The sequence below is a fragment of the Bacillus cytotoxicus NVH 391-98 genome, assembly GCF_000017425.1.
In the GTDB taxonomy this organism is placed as follows: Bacteria; Bacillota; Bacilli; order Bacillales; family Bacillaceae_G; genus Bacillus_A; species Bacillus_A cytotoxicus.
In genome coordinates, this window is the sequence record NC_009674.1 from 155,001 (window position 1) to 177,309 (window position 22,309).

18 protein-coding genes, 9 tRNA genes, 2 rRNA genes and 1 pseudogene (1 of these 30 running past the window's edge) are annotated in these 22,309 nt (G+C 35.8%); 29 read left to right on the forward strand and 1 reads right to left on the reverse strand.

The genetic code is table 11. The features are described from left to right. From BCER98_RS00875 to BCER98_RS23540, 22 genes and pseudogenes are all read left to right on the forward strand, one after another. Positions 1-1,579, forward strand: a 23S ribosomal RNA gene (locus BCER98_RS00875); it begins 1,343 nt to the left of the window's first position. A gap of 146 nt (positions 1,580-1,725) precedes the next feature. Beyond that, a 5S ribosomal RNA gene (gene rrf / locus BCER98_RS00880) occupies positions 1,726-1,841 on the forward strand. Between the two features lie 8 nt (positions 1,842-1,849). Beyond that, a tRNA-Asn gene (locus BCER98_RS00885) sits at positions 1,850-1,924 on the forward strand. A 4-nt stretch (positions 1,925-1,928) separates the two neighbouring features. Continuing rightward, a tRNA-Thr gene (locus tag BCER98_RS00890) sits at positions 1,929-2,001 on the forward strand. 23 nt (positions 2,002-2,024) lie between these two features. Beyond that, positions 2,025-2,099 (forward strand) — tRNA-Glu (locus BCER98_RS00895). A gap of 5 nt (positions 2,100-2,104) precedes the next feature. Further along, positions 2,105-2,180: transfer RNA gene (locus BCER98_RS00900), tRNA-Val, on the forward strand. A gap of 9 nt (positions 2,181-2,189) precedes the next feature. Beyond that, positions 2,190-2,273, forward strand: a tRNA-Tyr gene (locus BCER98_RS00905). 63 nt (positions 2,274-2,336) lie between these two features. Further along, positions 2,337-2,411, forward strand: a tRNA-Gln gene (locus BCER98_RS00910). Between the two features lie 5 nt (positions 2,412-2,416). Continuing rightward, positions 2,417-2,492: transfer RNA gene (locus BCER98_RS00915), tRNA-Lys, on the forward strand. A gap of 5 nt (positions 2,493-2,497) precedes the next feature. Then, a tRNA-Gly gene (locus BCER98_RS00920) sits at positions 2,498-2,569 on the forward strand. A gap of 10 nt (positions 2,570-2,579) precedes the next feature. Continuing rightward, positions 2,580-2,652, forward strand: a tRNA-Ala gene (locus BCER98_RS00925). Between the two features lie 97 nt (positions 2,653-2,749). Further along, positions 2,750-3,892, forward strand: coding sequence for a glycerate kinase (locus BCER98_RS00930; protein WP_011983281.1), 1,143 nt, complete (start codon positions 2,750-2,752; stop codon positions 3,890-3,892). A gap of 197 nt (positions 3,893-4,089) precedes the next feature. After that, positions 4,090-4,983, forward strand: coding sequence for an arginase (gene rocF, locus BCER98_RS00935; protein WP_011983282.1), 894 nt, complete (start codon positions 4,090-4,092; stop codon positions 4,981-4,983). 253 nt (positions 4,984-5,236) lie between these two features. Continuing rightward, complete coding sequence (cdaA, locus tag BCER98_RS00940; protein ID WP_011983283.1) at positions 5,237-6,067, forward strand: diadenylate cyclase CdaA; 831 nt, start codon at positions 5,237-5,239, stop codon at positions 6,065-6,067. Further along, entirely contained in the window at positions 6,060-7,505 is a 1,446-nt protein-coding gene (locus BCER98_RS00945) for a CdaR family protein (RefSeq protein ID WP_011983284.1), read from the forward strand. The genes cdaA and BCER98_RS00945 overlap by 8 nt, the downstream gene beginning before the upstream one ends. Continuing rightward, positions 7,498-8,844 (forward strand): phosphoglucosamine mutase, encoded by a 1,347-nt coding sequence (gene glmM, locus BCER98_RS00950; RefSeq protein ID WP_011983285.1) that lies wholly within the window; start codon positions 7,498-7,500, stop codon positions 8,842-8,844. Before BCER98_RS00945 ends, glmM begins: the two co-directional genes overlap by 8 nt. Positions 8,845-9,131: 287 nt before the next feature. Continuing rightward, a pseudogene (locus BCER98_RS23435) lies at positions 9,132-9,315 on the forward strand (hypothetical protein). Positions 9,316-9,328: 13 nt separating this feature from the next. Then, the gene (gene glmS / locus BCER98_RS00955) at positions 9,329-11,131 is read left to right on the forward strand and encodes a glutamine--fructose-6-phosphate transaminase (isomerizing) (RefSeq protein ID WP_041809361.1); all 1,803 of its coding nucleotides are present in this window, start codon (positions 9,329-9,331) and stop codon (positions 11,129-11,131) included. A 381-nt stretch (positions 11,132-11,512) separates the two neighbouring features. After that, positions 11,513-11,683 (forward strand): hypothetical protein, encoded by a 171-nt coding sequence (locus BCER98_RS22335; RefSeq protein ID WP_011983287.1) that lies wholly within the window; start codon positions 11,513-11,515, stop codon positions 11,681-11,683. Positions 11,684-11,761: 78 nt separating this feature from the next. Next, positions 11,762-12,439 (forward strand): HAD family hydrolase, encoded by a 678-nt coding sequence (locus tag BCER98_RS00960; RefSeq protein WP_011983288.1) that lies wholly within the window; start codon positions 11,762-11,764, stop codon positions 12,437-12,439. Between the two features lie 195 nt (positions 12,440-12,634). Next, positions 12,635-12,775: a hypothetical protein gene (locus tag BCER98_RS22340; protein ID WP_162533129.1), complete on the forward strand. Its 141-nt coding sequence runs from the start codon at positions 12,635-12,637 to the stop codon at positions 12,773-12,775. 919 nt (positions 12,776-13,694) lie between these two features. Continuing rightward, positions 13,695-13,808: an IS66 family transposase gene (locus BCER98_RS23540; RefSeq protein WP_011983289.1), complete on the forward strand. Its 114-nt coding sequence runs from the start codon at positions 13,695-13,697 to the stop codon at positions 13,806-13,808. A 441-nt stretch (positions 13,809-14,249) separates the two neighbouring features. Here BCER98_RS23540 and BCER98_RS00965 read toward each other — a convergent pair whose 3' ends face one another. Next, the gene (locus tag BCER98_RS00965) at positions 14,250-15,260 is read right to left on the reverse strand and encodes a S66 family peptidase (protein ID WP_011983290.1); all 1,011 of its coding nucleotides are present in this window, start codon (positions 15,258-15,260) and stop codon (positions 14,250-14,252) included. A 106-nt stretch (positions 15,261-15,366) separates the two neighbouring features. Here BCER98_RS00965 and BCER98_RS00970 point away from each other — a divergent pair, with 106 nt between their 5' ends. The 7 genes from BCER98_RS00970 (at position 15,367) to BCER98_RS01000 (ending at position 22,175) form a co-directional block, all read left to right on the forward strand. Continuing rightward, complete coding sequence (locus BCER98_RS00970) at positions 15,367-16,071, forward strand: phosphotransferase (RefSeq protein ID WP_011983291.1); 705 nt, start codon at positions 15,367-15,369, stop codon at positions 16,069-16,071. Then, positions 16,059-16,772, forward strand: coding sequence for a P-loop NTPase (locus tag BCER98_RS00975; protein WP_011983292.1), 714 nt, complete (start codon positions 16,059-16,061; stop codon positions 16,770-16,772). Before BCER98_RS00970 ends, BCER98_RS00975 begins: the two co-directional genes overlap by 13 nt. 18 nt (positions 16,773-16,790) lie before the next feature. Next, the gene (locus BCER98_RS00980) at positions 16,791-18,095 is read left to right on the forward strand and encodes a diaminopimelate decarboxylase family protein (protein ID WP_011983293.1); all 1,305 of its coding nucleotides are present in this window, start codon (positions 16,791-16,793) and stop codon (positions 18,093-18,095) included. A gap of 16 nt (positions 18,096-18,111) precedes the next feature. Then, entirely contained in the window at positions 18,112-18,537 is a 426-nt protein-coding gene (locus BCER98_RS00985; RefSeq protein WP_011983294.1) for an NUDIX hydrolase, read from the forward strand. After that, a complete protein-coding gene (locus BCER98_RS00990; RefSeq protein WP_011983295.1) occupies positions 18,534-19,778 on the forward strand; it encodes an ATP-grasp domain-containing protein in 1,245 nt (414 codons plus the stop codon). The genes BCER98_RS00985 and BCER98_RS00990 overlap by 4 nt, the downstream gene beginning before the upstream one ends. A 98-nt stretch (positions 19,779-19,876) precedes the next feature. Continuing rightward, positions 19,877-21,127: an MFS transporter gene (locus tag BCER98_RS00995; RefSeq protein ID WP_011983296.1), complete on the forward strand. Its 1,251-nt coding sequence runs from the start codon at positions 19,877-19,879 to the stop codon at positions 21,125-21,127. A gap of 343 nt (positions 21,128-21,470) precedes the next feature. Further along, on the forward strand, positions 21,471-22,175 hold the full coding sequence (locus tag BCER98_RS01000; RefSeq protein ID WP_011983297.1) for a CPBP family intramembrane glutamic endopeptidase: 705 nt from the start codon (positions 21,471-21,473) through the stop codon (positions 22,173-22,175). Positions 22,176-22,309 lie beyond the last annotated feature (134 nt).

Genomic DNA, 22,309 nt, shown 5'->3' on the forward strand with positions numbered 1-22,309 from the left:
ACGCCTAAGGTTTCCTGAGGAAGGCTCGTCCGCTCAGGGTTAGTCAGGACCTAAGCCGAGGCCGACAGGCGTAGGCGATGGACAACAGGTTGATATTCCTGTACCACCTCTTTATCGTTTGAGCAATGGAGGGACGCAGAAGGATAGAAGAAGCGTGCGATTGGTTGTGCACGTCCAAGCAGTTAGGCTGGTAAGTAGGCAAATCCGCTTACCGCAAAGGCTGAGCTGTGATGGGGAAGCTCCTTATGGAGCGAAGTCTTCGATTCCCCGCTGCCAAGAAAAGCTTCTAGCGAGATAAAAGGTGCCTGTACCGCAAACCGACACAGGTAGGCGAGGAGAGAATCCTAAGGTGAGCGAGAGAACTCTGGTTAAGGAACTCGGCAAAATGACCCCGTAACTTCGGGAGAAGGGGTGCTTTCTTAACGGAAAGCCGCAGTGAATAGGCCCAAGCGACTGTTTAGCAAAAACACAGGTCTCTGCGAAGCCGTAAGGCGAAGTATAGGGGCTGACACCTGCCCGGTGCTGGAAGGTTAAGGAGAGGGGTTAGCGTAAGCGAAGCTCTGAACTGAAGCCCCAGTAAACGGCGGCCGTAACTATAACGGTCCTAAGGTAGCGAAATTCCTTGTCGGGTAAGTTCCGACCCGCACGAAAGGTGTAACGATTTGGGCACTGTCTCAACCAGAGACTCGGTGAAATTATAGTACCTGTGAAGATGCAGGTTACCCGCGACAGGACGGAAAGACCCCGTGGAGCTTTACTGTAGCCTGATATTGAATTTTGGTACAGCTTGTACAGGATAGGCGGGAGCCTTTGAATCCGGAGCGCTAGCTTCGGTGGAGGCGCTGGTGGGATACCGCCCTGGCTGTATTGAAATTCTAACCTACGGGTCTTATCGACCCGGGAGACAGTGTCAGGTGGGCAGTTTGACTGGGGCGGTCGCCTCCTAAAGTGTAACGGAGGCGCCCAAAGGTTCCCTCAGAATGGTTGGAAATCATTCGTAGAGTGCAAAGGCATAAGGGAGCTTGACTGCGAGACCTACAAGTCGAGCAGGGACGAAAGTCGGGCTTAGTGATCCGGTGGTTCCGCATGGAAGGGCCATCGCTCAACGGATAAAAGCTACCCCGGGGATAACAGGCTTATCTCCCCCAAGAGTCCACATCGACGGGGAGGTTTGGCACCTCGATGTCGGCTCATCGCATCCTGGGGCTGTAGTCGGTCCCAAGGGTTGGGCTGTTCGCCCATTAAAGCGGTACGCGAGCTGGGTTCAGAACGTCGTGAGACAGTTCGGTCCCTATCCGTCGTGGGCGTAGGAAATTTGAGAGGAGCTGTCCTTAGTACGAGAGGACCGGGATGGACGCACCGCTGGTGTACCAGTTGTTCTGCCAAGGGCATCGCTGGGTAGCTATGTGCGGAAGGGATAAGTGCTGAAAGCATCTAAGCATGAAGCCCCCCTCAAGATGAGATTTCCCATAGCGTAAGCTAGTAAGATCCCTGAAAGATGATCAGGTTGATAGGTTCGAGGTGGAAGCGTGGTGACACGTGGAGCTGACGAATACTAATAGATCGAGGACTTAACCAATAAAAAAAGCGGAAGCGACTTGTTCAGAGTCGCTGGAGCTGGATTCAATATGAAGCAAATGTTATCTAGTTTTGAGAGAATATAAAAAAACTTGTTGACTTTTTAAGTGAATTAGGTATAATAATGATTGTCTCAAATGAATATTGTCTGGTGATGATGGCAGAGAGGTCACACCCGTTCCCATACCGAACACGGAAGTTAAGCTCTCTAGCGCCGATGGTAGTTGGGGCCTTGCCCCTGTGAGAGTAGGACGTCGCCAGGCTATATTATTCCGCAGTAGCTCAGTGGTAGAGCTATCGGCTGTTAACCGATCGGTCGTAGGTTCGAGTCCTACCTGCGGAGCCATTATGCTTCCATAGCTCAGCTGGTAGAGCACTTCCATGGTAAGGAAGAGGTCACCGGTTCAAGCCCGGTTGGAAGCTTGGGAAAAGTATTGAAGATTTTTGGCCCGTTGGTCAAGTGGTTAAGACACCGCCCTTTCACGGCGGTAACACGGGTTCGAATCCCGTACGGGTCACCACTTTTGGAGGATTAGCTCAGCTGGGAGAGCACCTGCCTTACAAGCAGGGGGTCGGCGGTTCGATCCCGTCATCCTCCACCATAATATGTCGGAGGGGTAGCGAAGTGGCTAAACGCGGCGGACTGTAAATCCGCTCCTTCGGGTTCGGCAGTTCGAATCTGCCCCCCTCCACCATTAAAAAAATAACCTAATTAAGGTTTATTTTTTTGATAAGACAAGTATATTAGTAAATATTAATGGGCTATAGCCAAGCGGTAAGGCAACGGACTTTGACTCCGTCATGCGCTGGTTCGAATCCAGCTAGCCCAGCCATTTACGAGCCATTAGCTCAGTTGGTAGAGCATCTGACTTTTAATCAGAGGGTCGAAGGTTCGAGTCCTTCATGGCTCACCATTTTTGCGGAAGTAGTTCAGTGGTAGAATACAACCTTGCCAAGGTTGGGGTCGCGGGTTCGAATCCCGTCTTCCGCTTTATTCATTCGGGGCCTTAGCTCAGCTGGGAGAGCGCCTGCCTTGCACGCAGGAGGTCAGCGGTTCGATCCCGCTAGGCTCCATAAAAAAGCTTACATCAAATGGATGTAAGCTTTTTTTTATTATAATTTAAAAGAAAATACAATCTAATATTTTACTATAGATGATGGGGGAAAGGAAATGAAAATTGTTATTGCTTCTGATTCGTATAAAGAGAGTTTGCAAGCAAGTGAAGTATGTACAGCCATTCAAGAAGGGTTCAGTGCAATTTTTCCAAGAGCAGAGTATGTAAGAATACCGATTGGAGATGGCGGCGAAGGAACGGTTCAATCGCTCGTGGATGCGACGGGAGGGGATATCATTTCTACTTCTGTCACAGGCCCTCTTGGAGAGAGTGTAGAAGCGTTTTATGGTATCTCTAAAGATAAAAGAATAGCGTTTATTGAAATGGCGGCAGCATCGGGGTTACATCATATTCCACTTAAGAAGCGAAACCCACTTATTACAACTACAAAGGGAACTGGAGAACTCATATTACATGCTTTAGACCAAGGGGTAAAGCATATTATATTAGGACTTGGAGGAAGCGGAACGAATGATGGAGGAGCGGGTATGTTATCTGCTTTAGGGGTTCAGTTTTTCAATGCGGCTAGTGAAAGAATAGAACCTGTTGGTGGGAATTTACATTGTATTGAAAGTTTTCAACTTTCTAAGTTAGATTCACGCTTAGCACATGTCAAGTTAGAAGCTGCCTGTGATGTTGATAATCCATTAATAGGAGAAAAAGGGGCCTCTTTTGTATTTGCAAAACAAAAAGGGGCTACCATGGAGGTTATGGGGAAGCTTGAAGAAAATTTGCAGCATTATTCTTGTCTATTGAAAAAACAATTACATATTGATGTAGCAGAAATTCCAGGGGCTGGGGCAGCCGGCGGAATGGGAGCGGCAGTTGTGGTACTAAAAGGGAAACTTCGCAAAGGGATTGAAATTGTTTTAGATGCAATACGCTTTCATGAGCAGTTAATAGATGCGGATCTTGTTATAACTGGCGAAGGAAGAATTGATGCACAAACAGCTTATGGCAAGGCTCCTGTTGGAATTGCCAAGCGTGCTAAACAGTACCATATACCAGTTATAGCGATTGGCGGATCTGTTCTTGCTAATCATGTCTCAGTCCATAAAGAAGGAATTGATGCTGTTTTTAGTATAGCAACAAAGCCAATGTCTTTAGAAGAAGCATATCAATCAGCTAAGGAAAACATTCAAATAACGGCGAGAAATATTGCAGCAGTATGGAAATTAGCATCGGAAAAACATCTCTAAGTATAGGGATGTTTTTTATATGGGGGAAAAGGCGATAATGCTTAGTCTACTTTATACAAAAATATATGTAGAAATATTAATTTCAAAGGACATAAGTGTGAATAAGGTGTATATCCATACAAAAAAATGTAGAGTTGAGTCAGACTATATAAAAGATTTAAAATATTTAGCGAAGGCATAAAAGGGGGATACTATCGATGAAGAAAGAAATTTCAATTATTGGAGTTCCAATGGATTTAGGACAACTGCGTCGCGGAGTTGATATGGGGGCAAGTGCCATTCGTTATGCAGGAGTAATTGAAAGAATTGAGCACATTGGATATGACGTGAAAGATATTGGGGATATACATATTGATAGAGAGAAAGAGGTAGATGGAAATACAAAATTAAGAAACCTTACACAAGTTGTAAAAGTTTGTAATGAATTAGCAAGTAAAGTTGATCATATTATAGAAGAAGATCGTTTTCCGCTTGTACTAGGCGGCGATCATAGTATAGCGATTGGGACACTTGCAGGGGTAGCAAAACATTATAAAAATTTGGGTGTGATTTGGTATGATGCACACGGTGATCTAAATACAGAAGAAACTTCACCGTCTGGAAATATTCATGGCATGTCGCTTGCTGCAAGTTTAGGATATGGACATCCTTCACTCGTCAATTTATATGAAGCGTATCCAAAGGTCAAAAAGGAAAACATCGTAATTATCGGTGCACGCGCATTAGATGAAGGAGAAAAAGAATTTATCCGTAATGAAGGAATTAAAGTATTTACAATGCATGAAATTGATCGTATGGGTATGACGGCTGTTATGGAAGAAACGATTTCTTATTTATCACATACAGATGGTGTTCACTTATCTTTAGATTTAGATGGTTTGGATCCACATGATGCACCGGGGGTTGGCACACCTGTAATTGGTGGTCTATCCTATCGTGAAAGTCATTTAGCAATGGAAATGTTAGCTGAAGCTGACATAATTACGTCCGCCGAATTTGTGGAAGTAAATCCAATTTTAGATGAGAGAAATAAAACTGCAACGACGGCTGTTGCATTAATGGGTTCTTTGTTCGGTGAAAAACTGAAATAAATGTAAGAAAAGCGGCTGAAATGCTGCTTTTTTTATTTTAAAATAGGAGTATAATAATGAGTTATATTGTACGTTATATTATAAAAGTTCGACATCTTACCAATTTAATCCAAAGGAGGGATGGTGTTTGTAATTGTCGCTTCTTTCATGTATGGTATAATTAACTAGTTGTTGGAAATACATACAGATAGAGCATAAATTTAATATTTTAATATGTGAATGAAATTGCTCATAAGTAGGAGGAAGGGTTAGCATGCCTTTTGGAGATATGCCTTTTTTACAATATCTCAGTACGATATTAGATATCGCCGTTGTGTGGTTTGTTATATATAAGCTAATTCTTGTAATTCGTGGTACAAAAGCTGTTCAACTTTTGAAGGGGATTACAGTTATAGTTGTTGTTCGTATATTAAGTTTTTTCCTTGATTTACATACGTTATATTGGTTGACAGACCAAGTGATAACGTGGGGGTTTTTAGCAGTTATTATCATCTTCCAACCGGAAATCCGAAGAGCGCTTGAACAATTAGGCCGAGGTAGTCTATTCTCTCGCACGATTAGTCATGAGGAAGATGAAGCTGAAATTGTTGCTACAGCAGTATCGAAAGCAACCGAATATATGGGAAAACGAAGAATTGGTGCATTGATTACATTATCTAAGGAAACTGGAATGGGAGATTATATAGAAACAGGGATTCCTTTGAACGCAAATGTTTCATCGGAATTGCTCATTAATATTTTTATCCCGAATACACCTCTTCATGATGGAGCGGTTATTATGCAAGGAAGCACGATTAAAGCAGCAGCGTGTTATCTTCCATTATCAGAAAGTCCTTTTATTTCTAAAGAGCTAGGAACGCGTCATCGAGCTGCAATGGGTGTAAGTGAAGTGACAGATAGTATTACTGTTGTTGTATCAGAAGAAACAGGTCAAATTTCTTTAACGAAAAATGGCGAATTACATCGTGATTTAAAGGTAGAGCAGTTGAAAGAAATGCTTTTGGCAGAGTTTAGTGGTGGTGATATGAAGACAACTTCTTCATCTTTATGGAATTGGAATTGGAGGAGAAAACGTCATGGATAAGTTAATGGAGAACCATTGGTTTTTAAAAGGAATCTCATTACTATTGGCGTTGATGCTTTTTATGTCAACAACCATAACAGAAAAGAATAATACTGCCAATATATCACCTTTTGCTGGTGATACAAAAGAAACGTTAACGGACTGCCCTATCAAAGTAGATTATGACACAGACAAATACATTGTTACCGGTATCCCAAGTCAAGTAAAGGTGAAATTAGAGGGATCTAAGGCCTCTGTTGCTGCTATAAAAGCCAAAAATAAAGTTGAGATTCCCGTGGATTTACGCGGTTACAAAAAGGGAACATATGAAGTTCCGCTTAAAGCGGTGAATCTTCCGAGTAATGTAAAGGCAACTGTTCAACCATCTAAAATTAAAGTTGCCATTTATAATAAAGCGAAAAAGTATGTTTCTGTAGATATGAAGTTGTCCAATGAAGATCGATTGCAGTCTGGTGTGAGCATTGATAGAGCCGCTCTGAAACCGAAACCTGATACAGTTGAGGTAGTGGGAACGGAAGAGGAAATAGATAGCATTGCTTCTGCTCAAGCATATGTTGATGTAAAAGATATTAACAAAACAGTCACAAAAGAAGCGGAAGTTATGATATATGATAAAAATGGAAAACGTTTATATTTAAAAACGAGTCCTTCTAAGGTAAGTGTGACGGTTCCGGTTGTTGCACAAACGGGAGAAAATTCTAGTGAAAAAACCGTACCGCTAAACTATATAAAAAAAGGAAATGTGCCAGAAGGTTTAGCGGTTACGAATATCAGTCTTCAACCGAGCGAAGTGACAATTTCGGGTCCAAAAGACGTTTTGGATAATATAAAAACAATAGAGGGGGTCGAAGTAGACTTGAGTAAAATAACAGAGTCTACAACATTCGATGCCTCTGTTTTATTACCAAAAGGTGTCACGAGCGCAAAGCCTAACCAAGTAAAGGTCTCTGTTCATGTACACGCGCAGAAAGAACAAACAAAACATAAGACAGTTGATGGTATTCCAATTCAAAAAAATGGTCTTGCAAATGATATGACTGCGCAAATCATTTTCCCGCAAAGCGGAAAGATCAGTGTTGATATTTCAGGAGAAGCTAGTATAGTAGAAAAAATAACAGCGGCACAAATAACAGCTGTAATAAATCTACAAGGTTTGTCTTCAGGAACACACGATGTTTCCATTCAAGTTAGTGGTCCAAGTAATGTTTCAATAAATGCAAAACAAAAAAGTGCAAAGGTTACTCTTGGAAAGAAAGAACAACCAAATAAAGAAGTACAAGGTAACATAGAGCAATCTAATTCACAAAAAGGAAACGAAAGTGAAGCAGAAAAGTCAAAAGAGCAAGATAAAGAAACAGAACAAAATAATGGGACAGGAAAAGAAAATACAACAGAGGAACCAAAAGAGCAAGATAAAGGAGAGAATAGTAATGGGTAAATATTTTGGAACAGATGGTGTACGCGGTGTTGCAAATAAGGAATTAACACCAGAATTAGCATTTAAAATCGGTCGCTTTGGTGGTTATGTATTAACAAAAGATACAAATCGTCCAAAAGTTATTATCGGTCGTGATACACGTGTATCTGGCCATATGTTAGAAGGAGCTTTAGTGGCAGGTTTACTATCAATTGGTGCGGAAGTTATGCGTCTTGGTGTTATTTCAACTCCTGGAGTTGCTTATTTAACAAAAGCGTTAGATGCACAAGCAGGTGTTATGATTTCAGCATCTCATAATCCAGTACAAGATAACGGAATTAAATTCTTTGGTGCAGATGGATTTAAATTAACAGATGAGCAAGAAGCAGAAATTGAGGCGTTATTAGACAAAGAGGTTGATGAATTACCACGTCCAATCGGAACAAACCTTGGACAAGTGAACGATTATTTTGAAGGTGGGCAAAAATATTTACAATACATTAAACAAACTGTAGAAGAAGATTTCTCTGGTCTACATATTGCTTTAGACTGTGCACATGGTGCGACATCTTCTCTAGCACCATATTTATTTGCAGACTTGGAAGCTGACATTTCAACAATGGGAACTTCACCAAATGGGATGAACATTAATGATGGTGTTGGATCGACTCATCCAGAAGGATTAGCAGAGTTAGTAAAAGAAAAAGGTGCAGATATCGGCCTTGCATTTGATGGAGATGGAGACCGCTTAATTGCAGTAGATGAAAAAGGAAACATCGTTGATGGAGATCAAATTATGTATATCTGTGCGAAATACATGAAAGAAACTGGTCAACTAAAACATAACACAGTTGTTTCGACTGTTATGAGTAACTTAGGGTTCTATAAAGCGTTAGAAGCAAACGGTATTACAAGTGATAAGACAGCAGTGGGTGATCGCTACGTAATGGAAGAAATGAAACGTGGTGGCTATAACCTTGGCGGTGAGCAATCAGGTCATATTATTATGCTGGATTACATCACAACTGGAGATGGTATGTTAAGTGCACTTCAGCTTGTCAATATTATGAAAGTGACGAAAAAGCCATTGTCTGAGCTTGCAAGTGAAATGAAAAAATTCCCACAACTATTAGTAAATGTTCGTGTAACAGATAAAAAATTAGCATTAGAAAATGAAAAAATTAAAGAAATTATTCGTGTAGTAGAAGAAGAAATGAATGGGGATGGCCGCGTTCTTGTTCGTCCTTCTGGAACAGAGCCACTTATTCGTGTAATGGCAGAAGCACCAACACAAGAGCTTTGCAATGAGTATGTACATCGCATTGTAGATGTTGTAAAAGCTGAGGTTGGAGCTGAATAATTCGCCGATTTTCTTGAAAAAGGAGCACATTTTGTGTTCCTTTTTCATAATGTTTTATAGGTAATGAAAAAAATTTCATTGACGGTTTATGTTGTTTGTTATAAGATGGTCTTGTTCTTTTTCTCGATGTAAATATAAGAGTGATTAAAGCGCCAGAACTACAAATTGTGTAGTTGACGAGGAGGAGTTTTATCGAGATTTCGGCGGATGACTCCCGGTTATTCATCATAACCGCAAGCTTTTATTTAAATCACTGAGGCGACTTGGTGGACAAAGATAAAAGTGTGATGAGAGAAAAGGGACGGATGAATACTAGCTGTATAAATGTTATACGGACTGGAAACCAATCGAGAGGAAGGTGAAAGCCGTTACAGATTTACAGAGCTAGCAATATGTAATCCGTTTTTTATGAAAAATAATGAGATTGGACGAGGTCGTTACATGTTCGCAGGGCAATGTAAGCATTTGTAACGGCGACTTAAACATGTGTGGAATTGTAGGATTTATTGGAGAGAAAGATGCAAAGGAAATTTTATTAAAAGGTTTAGAGAAGCTAGAATACCGTGGATATGATTCAGCAGGTATTGCAGTACAGACAGAGAACGGTGTTGTTGTGTACAAAGAAAAAGGTCGTATTGCAAAACTTCGTGAAATCGTAGATGAAAATGTAGCAACAAGCGTGGGAATCGGTCATACACGTTGGGCAACACATGGTGTTCCAAGTAAAGTAAATGCGCATCCGCATCAAAGTACATCAAAACGCTTTACGCTAGTTCATAATGGTGTAATTGAAAACTATGAATTAGTGAAGAACGAATATTTACAAGATGTAACGTTTGTAAGTGAAACAGATACAGAAGTTATCGTTCAACTTATTGAACAACAAGTAAATACAGGTTTAAATGTAGAAGAGGCGTTCCGTAAAGTTTTATCTCTTTTACATGGTTCTTATGCAATTGGTTTACTTGATGCTGAAAATCCAAACATGATTTATGTTGCTAAAAACAAAAGCCCGCTATTAGTAGGTGTTGGCGACAACTTTAAAGTTGTTGCGAGCGATGCAATGGCGATGTTACAAGTTACAGATCAATTTATCGAATTAATGGATAAAGAAGTCGTAATCGTAACAAAAGAAAGCATTACAATTAAAAACTTACAAGGTGAAACGATTGAACGTGCGCCATTTACAGCGGAATTAGATGCAAGTGATATTGAAAAAGGAACATATCCTCACTTCATGCTGAAAGAAATTGATGAGCAACCACTTGTAATCCGTAATATTATTCAAAAGTATCAAGATGAAAATGGCGAGATTGAATTAGATGAAGAGATTCGCAGTGCTATTTTAGCGAGCGATCGCATTTATATCATTGCATGTGGCACAAGTTATCATGCAGGTCTTGTTGGAAAGCAATTTATTGAGAAATTTGCAAAAGTACCTGTAGAAGTGCATGTCGCAAGTGAATTCTCGTATAATATGCCACTATTAACAGAAAAACCTTTCTTCATTTACATTTCACAAAGTGGTGAAACAGCAGATAGCCGTGCCGTACTTGTGCAAACAAATGAAATGGGTCATAAAGCATTAACAATCACAAATGTACCAGGTTCAACACTTTCTCGTGAAGCTGATTACACGCTTCCTTTATATGCGGGGCCTGAAATCGCAGTTGCTTCTACAAAAGCATATACAGCACAACTTGCCGTACTTGCAATCTTAGCAGCTGACATTGCAAAAGCAAAAGGTGAAGTTCTTGATTTTGACTTAACACACGAATTAGGACTTGTAGCAAATGCAATGGAAGTACTTTGTGATCAAAAAGAAGAAATGGATGCACTGGCAAAACAATTCCTAGCAACAACACGCAACTGTTTCTTTATCGGACGTAGCGTAGACTTCTATGTAGGTTTAGAAGGGGCGTTAAAGCTAAAAGAAATCTCTTACATCCAAGCTGAAGGATTTGCTGGAGGAGAGTTAAAGCATGGTACAATTGCGTTAATTGAAAAAGGTACACCAGTTATCGCACTTGCTACACAAGAGCACGTAAACCTAGGAATTCGTGGTAACGTAAAAGAAGTAGTAGCGCGCGGTGCAAACCCATGCATCATCTCTATGAAAGGCTTAGAAATGGAAGGCGACAGCTTCGTACTACCAGCTGTACACGAAGCACTAGCACCACTTGTAGCCGTAGTTCCATTACAACTGATCTCATACTACGCAGCACTTCACCGCGAGTGTGACGTTGATAAGCCGCGTAACTTAGCTAAATCTGTTACTGTTGAGTAAGGGATTGGAGAGTTAGTGTTTGTTGTGTTGATTTGTAAAAAAGATTAATCATTTGAAACAAAGTTCGGTTATTTAAAATATAGATTGATAATTTATAATAAAGTTTGATTAAAAGAAACCTCTTACGGTATGATAGCCACAAGAGGTTTTTTCTTTTTATTCAGATTATTTAGGGGTGACAGTAATGGAGAGACGTTTTGACTGGGTATGGGATAAGTATAAAGAAGGTGCTAGAAAGAAGATTGAAGAGATTTGTTATAATATTTATAAAATATAAACATTAAATGTGTAAGAGTAACTAAGGGAGATGGTGAAATTGATGTTTATATACGAAATAAAGATAATTTTAAAATAGTTCAGTGCAAATTTTTCAAAAAAGAATTGGGTAAATCACAAAAAGAACAAGTAACAAAATCATTTGAAACAGTTATGAAAAATTATAGTACAGAAGTAGATGAGTGGATTTTATCTGTACCTATCAGCATGTCGAGAGAGGAAATTTTCTGGTGGGAAAATTGGAAGGAAGAAAATGAAGAGAAATTTAATAAATAAGTTTAATAAGAGTTACAGAGAAAAGCTGAATTCATGTAGAATTGCTTACATATAATTTCTGATATTAAGGAGAGCAAAATGAATATTGGATTTGATTTAGACCAAACCCTTCTAAACTTTAATAAGTGTAAAATAGAATCTTTAATACAAGTATTCATAGACCATAAAATTTTTAGTAGTAGAGAGGATGAAAGATTGGAAAAGTTTTTAAATACCTACGAACAAGTAAGTAAGTATCATTGGGAAAAAAGAGGGGAGAAACCTGCTTTGGAAGTAATACAATTTTCCATATCTGATGCATTAAAAAATTATGGTGTATCCTTCGATGAATACCTTATTTCCCAAAGGTATTGGGAATTATTTTGTTGCTCATCATATTTGGAACCTGGTGCAATTGAAATATTAGATGCTTTATCTAAGAAGCACCAATTATTTTGTATGACGAATGGTTATAGTGAATCCCAAAGGAGTCGGTTGAGGGCAGCAAATCTAGAACATTATTTTGAAGAGGTGTTCATATCTGAAGAATTAGGCATTGCTAAGCCAAATCCGAAAGCTTTGGAAGTTTGCCTAGAAAAATTAGAATTAAACAAAGAGGAAACAATTTATATAGGTGACTCCCTAAAAAATGATTACCTTGCTGCTAATGGAGCTGGTATACACTTCTACTTCTACAATCCTACAAATATTGAGACAACTACGAATAAGGGATTAACTCAATTTAGTCATTTAAAAGATTTATTAGATATTCTCTGAATATTTTTCAATTAAACAAGCCCATAGTCTATTAGGGGGGATTAAATTTGAGGGGTTTATTTGAATACCTACTAACAGCAAATGTAATAATTGAGTAACTATTCAGTTTTCTGATAGTTACTTTTTATAGATTCGTGTTTTAGATTTCTCTTCTCTTGTAAAGAATGGTACTACCATGAAGACAGGGGAAACACGATGATGATGAAATGGGAAGGGATTTTGACTGCCCGCAGTACAGAACCAGACACAATTGTGCAATTTGTTCAGATGTTGTTTCAGCGTAACGATGGATTAAAAATACGTACTCGCGTATTGGAAGTACAAGGTGAAAAATAGTACACATAACCATTTTTCTTCTTTTTTCGATTGGGCTCTGTCTTCAAAATCTCTTCGGAAGAAAACAAGACGTTTGCCTGATGGGATAGCCTGGTCATCTCGGTCGTACATTGCAGATGCCAGACCAGCCGAACTATCATCCTGTTCATTAGGTTACGGGTTTATAACGGTTGCGGTGTATCCTCGGAAGGGTTAGCACTCGAGCGTCATCGAATCAGCAAGTGTTTGACGTACTTATTCTGTCTATCGAAGTCATGCAACACGTTTTATACAATATAGACCCGGCCTCTGAGCACTTGGGTATATTTAAAACGGTACAAAATGAGTCCTTATGAAAGGACGACAGAACTTTTGCTTGTCCTGTTTGGACATGGTCTGAGTGAAGGAACGTCGATCACAATGAATCGAAAGATGGGCGGAGTTTTGGTAACGATTGAACAGGAAATCGTTGCCAATTATTTTCCGCTCACGTTCCTCACGGAGTTGGAACATCCAAGGCTAGCCTTTACTCCCTTCATCTAAATTGAGGAATAAAAGCCATGAACGCCATGAAGGTATTACCTCACTTCAAAGATACCATGGTACACGATGCTGGGTCTCCGTATTCCCAGTATTGGACTTGTAACCATGCATTGTGTAACGGACACTATCTCCGACAACCCAAAGCGGTATGGGAGATTTGTGGATAAATATAGGTGAAAGGCATCATAGACGTCCTTCTTTGGATAAAGGAAGGATAGGAACAAGTAAATTGTCAATCTCCCCCAAGCGAGTTTGACAATGGGAAGTGACATACAAATGGTATTATCATACATGGATTTACCCAAAATCCTACTTCTCCTCTCGCCAAGAGGAAGAGAAGATCAAAACAGAGCGTCTCGAAAATTTTTAAAATTGTCGTTCTCTTCATCAACATAGCATGCCAGCGTTTCTTCGAAACTCCTCTGTTCCATCTGATAAAAATCAAGCAGAACGCAATTTGCGAATGATGAAGATAAAGGAGAACATTTCTGGTATCTTTCGTAATGAATAAGATGGTGCTGTATTATGTCGTATTCGGAGCGTGATTTCTACCATAAAGAAACAGTAAAAACCTGTACTTGCTTTTCTGCAGAACATCGTAGAGACAGTCTGTTTTCAACATAGACTATATAAGGCAAGCGAAAGGGAATGAAACTTCTTTCGCTTGCCTTTCTGGTAAACTATCTACTACTAGGCTGAGCAGTTGTATAATTATTGGTGATTTAGAAATGACATTAAATTGTGATTTAGATAATTTTAATCAAACAGATATCAAACAAATATTAAACATTCTTACTGCTACAAAGGGATATGGTGACATGATTAACAAAGTGCCCTCCCTCGGTATATTCGAAAATTGATTGTTTGGAACCACCGAGGAAATGTTGTATGCACAATAGGGAAATGCTTAAAAATTTTTTATATTATGGGTGTGTAAGCACAATTTGTATTCTTATATGAATTTTTGTGTAAGTGTCCCTTTATCCTTTGCTACTTTTACGATAGCCCAAGCACCGTTTACTAAAGTTATCTGAGGAGGTAAGTGCCCGCAATCTATATCGAAAATCACAGGTAAATCCAAATATTCGTACATTTCACTGTAAACATTTTTTATAGAGTAACCGTTCTTGTCTTCATCAATGACTGTTCTACCAAACAATATTCCACTACAATTTTTAAACCACCCAGCTAATTTCATTTGTACTAGACTTCTTTTCAATTCCACAGGGCTTAAACTACAATTTTCGAAATACCATAAAATAGGTTCTGATTCGATGAATTCCTTTTGGAATTTGCTAACATTCCCATATTCTGTACCAATCAGATGTCGAATTACATCTATACATCCCCCCAGTAATCTCCCTGAAATCTCTGTGTTGTTACCGTAAGATTTCCACTTTGTTTTCTCAGAAAAATTAAAAACATATGAAGTAGGGTTTTTAAAATCCCATTTACTTTGAAATTCCTCTGATGAATATTGTGTTACCTCATTGTACATTGTTGTCGATAAAACTTTTGTCCACATCTTCGTGGTATCATCCATTTTACTTCCTCTCATATCAATAAAGTTAGTTCCATGGGCTGTCGCAGTACCTGTTCTTAAAGTTATAGCTAATAACAATAAGCTTATATCAGAGTATCCCATCACCCATTTTGTTTTCAGACTTTCATACTGAATGTGTTCTAAAATCTCGATAGCTAATTCTCCTCCCCATGGGGGAATGACTATAGAAATATCATCATTATTAATTAGATTCATAAATTCTTCTGCGCGCTTAATTGAAGAATCAGACCTTACCTTATTTTGCTTCCAAATATTTGGCGTTACAACAACCCTATAACCTCTATTATTCATAGCTTTTATAGCATTCTCTAAAATACTGTGTAAGCTATGATGAACTCCTGATGAGGGTGCTGTAACTCCAACTGTAATTGGAAAATTAAGTTTAGGATATTTAATCAATATATTCTCCTCCTAGATTAATTTACTGAAAAAATACAAAAACGAAATTATTTTGACTATTCTGTAATTATATATTACAATATCCGAAGGGAATTATTATATTAATGTGAATAATAAAAAATTCGTTGTTTTTGAGTATTTAAATGGAAGACGTTTTACTGGGAAAATAGAGGAAGTTAGAAATGCTGCATTTGCATTAGCAAAAATCAACTCAGAACTTCCTGTAGGGAATAATAGAACAGATTATTTTAAAATTATTGAGGATCAAATTGATATAATAAATTTTGGTGAATATTCTGATTTTAAAACGTATTTACTGGAATTTATTAATAATATTAATAATAAATTCTCTATTAATGGGTTTCATAATTTGGAACATGTAATTCTTCATGGTGACTTCAATAAATGGAATCTAGTATTCCACCCTTCCAATGATGAAGTATTGGGAGTATTGGATTTTGATAATATTGATTGTGGACCTAGAATACGTGATTTATCAGAAGCGATTCTTTCATTCGGAGCAATCTGTTATAAAAAAGATAGTACTAACTTTACAGAAGAAATTTATAGTAGGGATAACTTCGTATATGCTAAGGAATTTTATAAAGCGTATAATCATCTTTCTGATTTATCAGAATTAGAAAGATGCTTTTTACCTGATTTAATTAAAATTGTATTTTTAGAGTTAGTTACTTTAGGACTAATTAGAAAAGACTTTATTTTAAATCAGTTATTGATTAATAATATCAAATTATTTATTCAGGATGAAATTAATGTTTTAGTTGAGGAGCTTTATAATTGGGTAAAATAAAAAAAATATATGTTGTAAGTAGTGGAAAAGGTGGAGTTGGAAAGTCTACAATTGCTTCTAGATTAGCTTTTTTATTAAATAAACAAAGATTTAAAGTTGGATTATTAGATCTAGATATTCACGGGCCTAGTATTACAAATATCTTCAATATAAGTACCCCCCCTCTTGTAAAAGAGGGGAAGATGTTACCTTATCAAAATAATGGACTGAAAATTGTGTCTATGGGGATGTTTGTAGAGAAAAATAAGGCTTTTATATGGAAAGGTGTTATATTAAAAGGCATTATAAAACAATTATTAAATGATGTAGAGTGGGAGGAACTTGATTATTTAATAATTGATACGCCTCCTGGAACAGGGGATATATTAATAAATTTAATACAGGAAATTAAAATTGATGGGGTTATTATGGTGACAACCCCTCAAGCGATGTCTAAAGCTGATGTAAGAAGAAGTTTAAATATGATTAAGCAACTTAATATTCCAATTACATCATTAGTTGAAAATATGTCTAGTTTTACTTGTCCTCACTGTAATGAAAAAATCAGTATTTTTAAACATGATGATAGTAATATGTTATCTGAGTATTGTATAGATAAACACATAGTTTTACCATTTGAATTAAATTACAATGATAGCCTCTTTGAGGATATAGAATGGAATATAGAAAAAGAATTGTCCGAGGTAGTAAAAATACTATAACGAAACGTTGGGGGATCAATGGATTTTAATAAGGAGCAAATTCTTAATATACATGAGAAACTTGAATACGTGAAGTATGATGATGAAGGTGAAATTACCTTCTATGGTTCAAAAATCCACGAGATATTAGGGCATAATAATTCTATGTCAATGATATATTTTGACCAAAGAATAAAGGATAATTATTATTCAATTTATAACGCGTTTAATAAATATTTTAAAAATGTAAGTATCCATTTTGCTCTGAAATGCAATTATATACCTGCTTGTATAGAGGCGCTTTTTAAAGTTGGATGTAGTGTTGAGGTTATGAGCAGTATTGAATTACAGATTGCTCTACAAAATGGATTTAAGAGAAACCAAATAGTTTGTAATGGCTTAGGAAAAACAAAAGAAGAATTATTACAAGAATTAGAGAACAGTAAGTTGATTTTTATTGATAATATAAATGATCTAGAAAGAATTAATTCCCTATCTTTAGATTTGGGTAAAAAAATCCCTATTGGTCTAAGAGTTTTACCTAACATAAAGAGTTCTAGTCATGAAGAAGTTATGATTAAACCTAGTTCAAAATTAGGAATGGATATTAATACTGCAATGGAATTTTTAAAGCAGTCTAAAGAGACAAATTCTAATCTTAATATAATCGGAATACAATTTCATTTAATGAGTCATTTAAAAGACTGTAGCTTATATAAAGAGTATTTATCTAGTATAGAGTCTTTCTTAGAAAATGTTTATAAAGAACTCAATTACTCCTTCCAGTATATTAATCTTGGCGGTGGTTTTGAAACTAGATTTATTATGGAAAATAATAATATTGATATAAGTAGTTTAGCTAAAATTGCATATGATAAATTAAAGAATCTACCATATGATTATGAACTCATTGTGGAGCCAGGAAGATATATTATGGCGGATGCTGCAGTAATATTGGCCTCTATAATCAGTGAAAAAAAGAGTGCTGATGTGAATTGGAAAATCACTGATATTGGTTCTAATATTCTAATACCAGTTCCTAATATTGAATATTACACAATCCCATATAAATTAAATGATGGTAATCAACCTTGGGAACGCTATAATGTAGGTGATGCTACATGCGCTCCTTCTCATTTATGTAAAGATGTTGAATTACCAAGCCAATTAGTTGAAAATAAAATAATTGTTTTAAACTGTGGTGCGTATACCTCCGTTTATAGTGAACTTTGGGCATTTAAATTACCAGAAATATATTATTTGAAGGATGATAAAATCCATAATATATTTTCTTATAATCAATTCCGCCAATTATTTAAATTAGCTTATGGATACGATATCTAGAGAAAGAGGGTTCTGTATGTTTGCAGTTAATGTAGAAGGACTAATTATTAAAGACAGTAAATTATTGATAGGTAGAAGAAGTTTAAATGAAGAGCATGCTGGAGGTAAACTTTCTTTAATTGGTGGTACAGTAGAAAAAGAAGGAAACTCCAATGATATTTTAGAAAATAATTTAAAGCGAGAAATAATGGAAGAGACAGGGTTGGAAGTTAGTAATTTTAAATATGTTAATAATACTTCTTTTGTCACACAATCTGGAATAAATGTAATCAATATTGTTTTCTCCTGTGAGTGGGTATCAGGGGATGCTGTTGTTAAAGATAGAGATGAGATTTCCGAGTTAATTTGGATGACTTTTGATGAAGTTATAAACAATAAGAACAGTCCATTTTATTTAGTTAATAGTGTTAAAATAGCAAAACAGGATAAAATACTAAAATGAACAAAAAAAATATATTAGTTTTGGGGAATATCTATAAAGTAAAGGATTATCTGGATTATGATAATTATAATTATCATTTAATCACGTCTTATTTTGATATCTCGCAGCTTTCAAATGAACTGAAAAATTCTATTAAATATCACGCGATAAGTACAAATGATACTTTTGACGTTTCTTGTTTTGAGAATAAATTCGATAGTATTTTAGAGATTACCAAAGAAATAATTGAACATTTTGGAAATATAGAGGCTATTATATCAACAAATGAAGCAACAGTGGTTGTCGCTTCAAAATTAAGGGGTATCCTAAATATAAATAAAGGGTTGGTCAGTCCTAACGCTATCTTTCTCAGAGATAAAATAAAAATGAAAGAACGTTTAAAAGATACTGTACCTCTTGCAGATTTTTCAGAAATCACAAAAGAGGATTATCAGACTATAGTTGAACAATTCATAAAGAAATACAAAAAAATAGTTATTAAACCTTCTAACCAAGCTGGAGGCTGTGGTATAAAAATTGTATCAGACTATCAAGATGCAATAAATCACATAAACGAACTTTTTGATCAAAGTGATAAGATTAGTGTTGAACAATATATAAGTGGTACTATTATGCACTTTGATGGTATTATAAAAAATGGTATATTAGTAAATTTTATGGTTTGCAAAAAGGTAGGTACAGCATATGATTATATAAATAATAATAATGTTCTATCCACTATAGTAGTTTCGGATAGCGAGTTAATAAATAAAGCCAAAGAATTCACTATAAAATGTTTTGAACAATTTGATATTCAAAATACAGTTTTTCATTTGGAAGTAATTTATTATGAAAATAAATTCATTTTCTTGGAAATAGCTGGTAGACCTCCAGGTGGAAATATTGTGAATTTATATAATTATGCTTACGAATTTGATTTTTACAAACATTCTTATTTTCTAGATTTAAATGAGACTATACCAAATATTTATTTTCAAAATAATTTTGCATTATCTTTAATCCCTGTTCCTAACCTCAAAGAATACACAATTAAAAACGTACGAGGGATCGATAACTTACCTATCAATATAGTTAATATTACTTTCAAAGGGATAGGTTCAAAAAATCAATATCGGCCATTTGATCCTTTCGATAGTATCTGTCAAGTATATTTTACTTGGGAAAGTGAAAAAGATTTGACTAACACAATTGCTTATATTGAAAATAACATCAAATTTGAATGTCTTGAACATTTGCAGTGAAAAGTACAAAAGCGCACAATACAAAAAGTGCGCTTTTATGCTTTACTAATATCCATTAAATCCAAACAAATTCTATTCAAAAATAGAGGGTGGTTATTTTGATTTTTCGGAATTTGAATCATAACTTAAAAATTCGACTTTTAACAAGCTTCTTACAAAATTCTATTATGTTTAGTATTATTCCGTTTATGTCTTTATATTTGTCTGCTTATATGGGAGTTATAGCTGCGGGTCTCTACTTAATTATTGCAGTAGTAGTTAATTTTTTAGCTTCTTTAATCGGGGGGCATATAAGTGACGTATTTTCAAAAAAAGGAATCATTTTAACTAATTCTTATGTAAATGTATTGGTATTTTTATCAATGACTATTTGTATCTATACTGAACAAAGATTAGTTACTTTATTCTCAATTTTGTTTATATGTAGTCAACTAATCTATGGTATTATGAAGCCGGCTCAAGACGCTATTACTATAGAATCTATCACCGAAGAAACAAGAAGGGAATATTCTGTAATACAATACTGGATTAATAATTTATCCATGGCTTTGGGGATAACAATTGGCGGTGCTGTATATAATAATTATAAATCAGAATTATTTATAACAGCTACGGCGATACTATTAATAAATAGTATTATTATAAAATTGTTTTTACAAGACATTAATATTAATAAAATTCATAAAAGTAATGAATCGTTTTTAATAAATACACTGAATAGCTATAAAGAAGTTTATAAGGATAAACCATATGTAAATTTAGTTTTAGGATTGGCATTTGTTATGATGGCCGAGCTATCAATGTCTTCTTATATAGTGGTTAGACTAAAAGAGGATTTTACAACAGTAGGATTCTACGGTTTTTCAATTGATGGTGTAAAATTATATTCTATTTTAATGATAATAAATACTTTTATCGTTATTAGTATGACTTTTGTATTTTCAAGAATTTCACAAAAGATGAGTCCAAATCAATCAATAACGATCGGTGTGTTATTATATATATCAGGGTATTCAGTAATGGTCATATCATCTAATATTTATATATTAATAGTTTCAATGGTAATTGCAACAATTGGAGAATTATTATATGCCCCTGCTTACAACTCAGAAAGGATTAGAATTATTCCTATAGATAAAAGAGGGGCCTATTCAGCAGTTGCTGGATTTTCTAATAAAATTGGTAATATGTTATCAAAATCAGCTTTAATCATTAGTGCGGTCTTAGCTCCTAATTTTATTGCATTATATATTTTTCTTACAGGAATTATTGGTTTGTTCTTGATTTCTAATAGTTTATTTAATAATAAAAATATTAATTACCTCGAAAATGATCAAACTTTTTTATAAAAATCAAACTTATATCTGCTGAATAAAAATCCATTGTGATCAAACTTTTTTCAAAATGGACTTTTATTTTTGGCCATAAAATGAGGGCTCATATGGCATTTTTGATCGTACTTTATTCCAAAGCTACATGTTTTGTAACTTTTGAATAAAGATTGATATTTTGAATAAAGTCGCGATGCTTTTACCCCTTTAGAATCATGTCTAAAGGGGTATTTTTTATTATGGGAGTGAAATTATATTGTTTATTGTTCGGATGCATATCCTCCTGAAACTGAATGTTGCAAGTGACGTTACGTCACCTATTATAGTTAGGTTATATCATGCAAGGAAAGAGGAATGATGAATGAAGCAAAAGGACATGAATTGGAAGGATCAAGACCCTTGGGGATTAAAAGAATTTCTCTTAATGATGCTACTTGAATTTGTATTTGTCATAGGATGCATAAAATTCTTAGTAAATCCTATTTATTCTCAGTGGTTTGATAATGAGCTATATTCAGGAACTCTAATAGGATTAACAATAGCGATTGTTTTAGTATCAGGTGTGTATTTTATGATCATTCGGCCAAAGAAACTTTCTTGGAGTGAAGTAGGAATCAGGTCATTCTCTATAAAAGATTGGAAACTTATTGTCCTACTAACTATTATATTAATAGTTGGTGATGTAATAGTGATGGTGCTTACTAGCTTTATTGGGAATTCTTATGAGAACAGCAAAACTGAAGCGATACAGCAAAACGTAAATTTCTTTACTGTTTTTATTGCTTTTATTTCTGCGGCGGTCATTTCACCAATATATGAGGAAATTTTTTATCGTGGTTTTTTATATCGATGGCTACGTACACGTTTTGGTATGATGAGGGCTATTTTTCTAAGCTCATTAATCTTTACAATTATCCACATTCCAACTTATAATGCGATGCCTGTAAACTTCTTGAGCGGTATAGTCTTTGCATGGGCGTATGAACGAACTCATTCAATTTGGCCGTCAGTTATTATTCATGGTCTAACTAATGGAATTATGGTTCTGTTGACAGCGATGGGATAGTAGAAATTTGTTGTAAGCAGGTAAAGTATCCAAAGCCACTTAATTTACTTTAGATAGTGAACTATATGTAAAATTAACTATCGGGGAACTATGGTTGAATAAAAATAATCAAACTTTTTTATAAAGGGACGCTT

Excerpts from the sequence above, each read along its gene's own strand:
- BCER98_RS01000 (WP_011983297.1), top strand. The coding sequence starts at position 21,471 with ATGAAGCAAAAGGACATGAATTGGAAGGATCAAGACCCTTGGGGATTA.
- cdaA (WP_011983283.1), top strand. The coding sequence starts at position 5,237 with ATGCCTTTTGGAGATATGCCTTTTTTACAATATCTCAGTACGATATTA.
- BCER98_RS00945 (WP_011983284.1), top strand. The coding sequence starts at position 6,060 with ATGGATAAGTTAATGGAGAACCATTGGTTTTTAAAAGGAATCTCATTA.
- glmS (WP_041809361.1), top strand. The coding sequence starts at position 9,329 with ATGTGTGGAATTGTAGGATTTATTGGAGAGAAAGATGCAAAGGAAATT.
- BCER98_RS23540 (WP_011983289.1), top strand. The coding sequence starts at position 13,695 with ATGCCAGCGTTTCTTCGAAACTCCTCTGTTCCATCTGATAAAAATCAA.
- BCER98_RS00990 (WP_011983295.1), top strand. The coding sequence starts at position 18,534 with ATGAACAAAAAAAATATATTAGTTTTGGGGAATATCTATAAAGTAAAG.
- BCER98_RS00960 (WP_011983288.1), top strand. The coding sequence starts at position 11,762 with ATGAATATTGGATTTGATTTAGACCAAACCCTTCTAAACTTTAATAAG.
- BCER98_RS00930 (WP_011983281.1), top strand. The coding sequence starts at position 2,750 with ATGAAAATTGTTATTGCTTCTGATTCGTATAAAGAGAGTTTGCAAGCA.
- BCER98_RS00985 (WP_011983294.1), top strand. The coding sequence starts at position 18,112 with ATGTTTGCAGTTAATGTAGAAGGACTAATTATTAAAGACAGTAAATTA.
- BCER98_RS22340 (WP_162533129.1), top strand. The coding sequence starts at position 12,635 with ATGATGATGAAATGGGAAGGGATTTTGACTGCCCGCAGTACAGAACCA.
- glmM (WP_011983285.1), top strand. The coding sequence starts at position 7,498 with ATGGGTAAATATTTTGGAACAGATGGTGTACGCGGTGTTGCAAATAAG.
- BCER98_RS00980 (WP_011983293.1), top strand. The coding sequence starts at position 16,791 with ATGGATTTTAATAAGGAGCAAATTCTTAATATACATGAGAAACTTGAA.
- rocF (WP_011983282.1), top strand. The coding sequence starts at position 4,090 with ATGAAGAAAGAAATTTCAATTATTGGAGTTCCAATGGATTTAGGACAA.